Origin of the sequence: Thalassobacterium maritimum, assembly GCF_031127805.1 — a bacterium.
Taxonomy (GTDB): domain Bacteria; phylum Verrucomicrobiota; class Verrucomicrobiia; order Opitutales; family Coraliomargaritaceae; genus Thalassobacterium; species Thalassobacterium maritimum.
In genome coordinates this window covers 1-717 of the sequence record NZ_JARXHW010000187.1, presented here as the reverse complement: position 1 = coordinate 717, position 717 = coordinate 1, and the positions used below count along the sequence as shown (strand labels likewise).

Genomic DNA, 717 nt, shown 5'->3' with positions numbered 1-717 from the left:
CTTGGCCTGTGATGCTCGTCGGTCAGGGGATTTCTTCGTCGTGCTAGTTTTTCTTACTTTCGACCCATCGAGCCTGAGATTCATTTTTTCAATTTATGGGAACGTCGAGGACTGGCAACCCAGCCTGTGAATTTAGTAGTTTAAGTGGTTGTCGAATAACCGGCGCGTAAATGGGGTTGACCAGCTCCGTCTGGTTCTACTCTTCAATATTTTCGTATGTATGTCGATGAGCCTCATAGATTTCCTTGGCCTTTTCCCACTCTAGAATGCCAATTTCTTTCTTACTCTTTGGTTCTGTGATTCTCGTAGGTAAAGTTGGTGCTTCTGAACCTCCAATCTTGAAAGTGATAGTGTCTCCATTTCTGAATTCTTTTTGGCTCAGCCAATTTATATGGCCAGACTCATTGGTGACTCCACCTAGCTCGAGGTGCATTTCATATTCATTTTCGTTTCGTGTAAAAATGGCAACAGTGCCCAATAGCAGTCTCAGTTTTTCGTCTCCCGCTATCGCCAACTGTTCCCCGTTCAAATATGCTTTAATGGTAATCATTTAAATTTCCCTTCGTAGAACGTGGAGGACAGTCATGAATGAGTTTCAGCGAAATTCATTGATCTGCTCCGTCTTGGGTATGCCCGGCATGTTGATAACCTTATATGGTGAAAGTCCATTGTGAAAGACCTGAATAACAAATCAATCACTAGAGAAGCACAAGTGCG

The 717-nt window shown here is 43.2% G+C and carries 1 protein-coding gene; it reads right to left on the bottom strand.

The features are described 5' to 3' along the window. Positions 1 to 196 precede the first annotated feature (196 nt). Positions 197 to 550: a hypothetical protein gene (locus QEH52_RS19960; protein WP_308952724.1), complete on the bottom strand. Its 354-nt coding sequence runs from the start codon at positions 548 to 550 to the stop codon at positions 197 to 199. Positions 551 to 717 lie beyond the last annotated feature (167 nt).

Coding starts and splice junctions, on each gene's coding strand:
- QEH52_RS19960 (WP_308952724.1), bottom strand. CDS start 550: ATGATTACCATTAAAGCATATTTGAACGGGGAACAGTTGGCGATAGCG.